Raw genomic sequence first — 3,401 nt, 5'->3', positions numbered from 1 at the left:
CGCCCATCGACGGCGGCGGCCCATACCCCGGCCCCTGGTAGGGAGGCTGATAAGAGGGCTGCTGCGGCGGCACACCGGGATGCTGCCCACCGCCCTGTGGATGCACGAACGGGCCACCGGCCGGAGGCGCCCCCGGCATCTGCCCGGGCGCCGTCGGCATACCGGCGCCGGGCGTCGCCCCTGGCGCCGCACCGCCGGGCGGCATGGGCATGCCCGGCCTGCCGACGCCGGCAGCAGCGAGGCGACGCTGTCTCATCCGGGAGTAGATCACGGCACCGATCACGAACAGGCCGAGTGCCCCGAAGACGATGACGCCTTGCAGCTCCTCAAACGCCCTGCCGAGGCCCGAGGCCTCCTCGGCCTGCTCGCCGTCGCTGCCGTCCTTCTTCGGAGGAGGAGCGTTCTTCGCCCAGGCGTCGTATTCCTCGAAGACCGGGTTGCCCATGTCCCGCAGCTCTCCGGTGAAGACCCGGTACGGCCTGATAAAGCCGTAACCGGTCATGTCGTCACGTCCCGGAGGTCCAATGTCCTTGGCCGATGCCACAATCTTCTGGACGACCTCACGGTTCTTCATCTGCGGGTACTTGCTCCGCACCAGGGCGACCACACCGGAGGTCAGCGCGGTGGCGATACTGGTTCCGCTGATGCCTTGCTGGAAGGCACCGCCCCTGGCTACCGTGGCCGCGTTGACACCGGGTGCCGCGATGTCGACATAGGGCTGACGCTCTGTCTTCTCCCATGGCCGGGCGTTGACATCGGCCGCCCCGACCGAGAGCACGCCCTTGCAGTTGGCGGGATAGTGAGAGGGGTTCCCGTTCAATCCGTCATTGCCCGCGGCGGCCACGATGACCGCATCGCGTTCGATGGCGTATCGGACCGCCTCCTGGAGTTCAGACGGGCAAGCACCAGGGAGCCCTTGCGACATGTTGATGACCTTGGCACCGCGATCGGCCGCGAAACGCAATCCTTTCGCATAAGCCTGGGCCGACTGCGTCACCACCGGAAGCAGCTTCGCCTCCGGCGCCATCCCCAAGAATCCGCTGTTCCCTCCGCGAGAGGCGATCAACACGGAGATTCCGGTGCCATGCCCGTTGGTCTCGTTCGTGTCGGTGTCGGTGCGCCCGTCACCGCCGCCGCCTTCGAAGTCCGCCCCCGGAAGCACGGCCCCCGACAGTTCCGGCAGGTCGGCATCGACCCCGGTGTCCAGTACCGCGACGACGACGCCTTGCCCCTTGCTATAGGTCCACAGCTCGTTGTGCACCGCCCATATGCCGAACCACCACTGCTGCGGCAGTGGCTGCGGTGCTGTGGCGGCCATTCCGGGGGACGCCGTCACGGCCACCGCGATGACGGCCACCAGGGATGTGGCGATCCTCTGCAATCGCCGCGAAATCGCAGGTAGGGGCATGGCGCAACCGTTCACTCAACGAGTACGGGCAGTCCGGCCTCCGGCCGATCTGCCCGTACCATACCTGCCGTCCTTCCGGCGGCGTCAGCCGATGACCGAGGGACCCGCCTCCTGGTCGCCGGTCCAAATGTCTTCGTCCTCGGTCAGCCAGGTGCTGCGCTCGTGCTCTTCCGACTTGCCGCCTCCATGGCCGCCGGCGCCCATGGGCATGCCCATGCCGGCGAAGCCGCCGCGACCGGCGGCGGGCGTCCCACCGGGGGGCAGGCCGCCGGGCCCCATCCCCGGAGCGTTGCCGGGCAGAGCGCCACCGGGGCCGTTCGCCAGACCGCCCGGGCCGTTGGGCAGGCCGCCGGGACCGCCGGGGAGACCGCCTCCGCCGCCACCGGGGCCCAGACCGCTCGGACCACCGGGGAGACCGCCTCCGCCTCCGCCGCCGCCCAGCCCGGCCAGGCTGGAGCCGCCGTCTGCGCCGGGGAAGTCCGAACCGCCGGGGTAACCGGGACCGCCGGGATAGCCGGGCCCCTTGGGCAGGTCGGAGCCGCCGGGACCGCCGGGAAGGTTGGGGTTGCCGGGCTGACCGGTCGGTCCCTCTGGGATGGCCGGAGAGTCCGGGAAATTCGGGGAGCTCGGGCCCTTGGGGAGGTCCCCCGCACCGGGACCGCCGGGACCGTTGGGCAGGCCGCCGCCCGGCCCGCCGCCGATGTTCGGGTTCGGGGGCTGGGGAGTGTTCGGCGGCATCTCGTACTGGTTGGGATTGGCGGTCGGCATGTTCGAGATGATCTCGGCCGGGAACTCGCTGTTGGACTGCTGAGTCCCGCTGTTGATCTCGCTCATGCCGTAGGCGGCGCTCCAGTTCTCGCCCAGCCACTTCCCGATCACGGCAGGCGCGGTCGTCGGATGGAACGCCATGAGATTCTCGACCCAGCTACGCGAGTCGGCGACGAACTTGTCCGCCCACGAGCCGCTGCCGTACTTGTTCTGCCAATCCGTCTGCCGGGTGGCGTGGTTGTTCAGCGCCTGGCTGACCTGCTTGCTCTTGCTCTGGATCTCCTGCGCCGACCGGTAAGCCTTGTTCAGCTGTTCCAGAGCGCCGCGGGCGGCGTCACCGCCCCACTGCTTTCCCAGCCTGTTCCCATAGTATTCGATCAGTCTGATCGTGTTCTGGAAGGCATCGGCGACCTGACCGTACTGTTGCGCATGGTTCCTGATGAGGTCCGGTCGCATCTTGTCGACCATGTTCTTCAATTCCGTGGCCTGGTTCTCCCAGACCTTGAAGGACTTCAGGATGGACCAGCCAGTGCTGTCCCAGCCCTCATCAACATTTTGCCGGATGGCCTTTTCCTGCCCCATGGCTGTACACCTCCCTCCCGATGGAATCGGATCAGATCATCTTGTTGGGCCCGCCGCCGGAGTTGTTGCCGCTCCTCCCGGCGGCTTCGATGCCCTGCTTGCTGTTCTCCTCGGCCCGCTCGTAGTTCTCGGCCGACCTGAGCAGCGCCTGGATGACGTTCCGGTATGCCATGACGAACTCGTCGATGGTGGAGCCGATGTGCATACGGGCCGAGCGCACGGTGCCGTTGCGGAACGAGTGCCCGCCGTCATAGTCCCCGAAGGCCTCTTCCGACGGAAGAGTGTCCTCCAGGACAGTGCTCCACCGCTTCTCTTCCAGTTTGTCGAGATCCTTTTGGAATTCCTTCGCGATCTCCCGCAGATAGCTGGAGGAGACCTTGATCTCCTTGCTGCCCGGCACAGGCAAGTTGCGCAGGCCCACAGCGGTTCACCTCCTGTCGTTCGTCGCCGTCGCGGCGCTTGCTCGCTCCCCCGACTGCCGCGGATCGGCCGCGAACCGCACGGCGCCCGACCCAAGGAAGCCCTGGCGTCGTCGAACGGCCAGGGCTCCTCGATGCGTCTTCTCGTTCATGGCGGCAGCGGCATGCCGGCGTCGGTCGGTGGTCGACTCAGCCGCTCCAGATGCCGGTGTTCGCCCGCTCCG

Annotated in this window: 3 protein-coding genes; all 3 read right to left on the bottom strand. The window is 67.9% G+C overall.

Translation table 11 applies throughout. From position 1 onward, the window contains the following. The coding region (locus tag EIO00_RS23865) for a S8 family serine peptidase (protein WP_140182681.1) at window positions 1-1,357 on the bottom strand (1,357 nt) is incomplete at its 3' end. A gap of 135 nt (window positions 1,358-1,492) precedes the next feature. After that, the gene (locus EIO00_RS25775; RefSeq protein WP_140182679.1) at window positions 1,493-2,758 is read right to left on the bottom strand and encodes a WXG100 family type VII secretion target; all 1,266 of its coding nucleotides are present in this window, start codon (window positions 2,756-2,758) and stop codon (window positions 1,493-1,495) included. A gap of 31 nt (window positions 2,759-2,789) precedes the next feature. Further along, window positions 2,790-3,179: a hypothetical protein gene (locus tag EIO00_RS23855; RefSeq protein WP_140182677.1), complete on the bottom strand. Its 390-nt coding sequence runs from the start codon at window positions 3,177-3,179 to the stop codon at window positions 2,790-2,792. Window positions 3,180-3,401: the final 222 nt, after the last annotated feature.

It is taken from the genome of Thermomonospora catenispora (assembly GCF_006363815.1).
GTDB classification, from domain to species: Bacteria; Actinomycetota; Actinomycetes; order Streptosporangiales; family Streptosporangiaceae; genus Thermomonospora; species Thermomonospora catenispora.
This window is presented reverse-complemented; position numbering and strand designations above follow the sequence as displayed.

Excerpts from the sequence above, each read along its gene's own strand:
- EIO00_RS25775 (WP_140182679.1), bottom strand. The coding sequence starts at position 2,758 with ATGGGGCAGGAAAAGGCCATCCGGCAAAATGTTGATGAGGGCTGGGAC.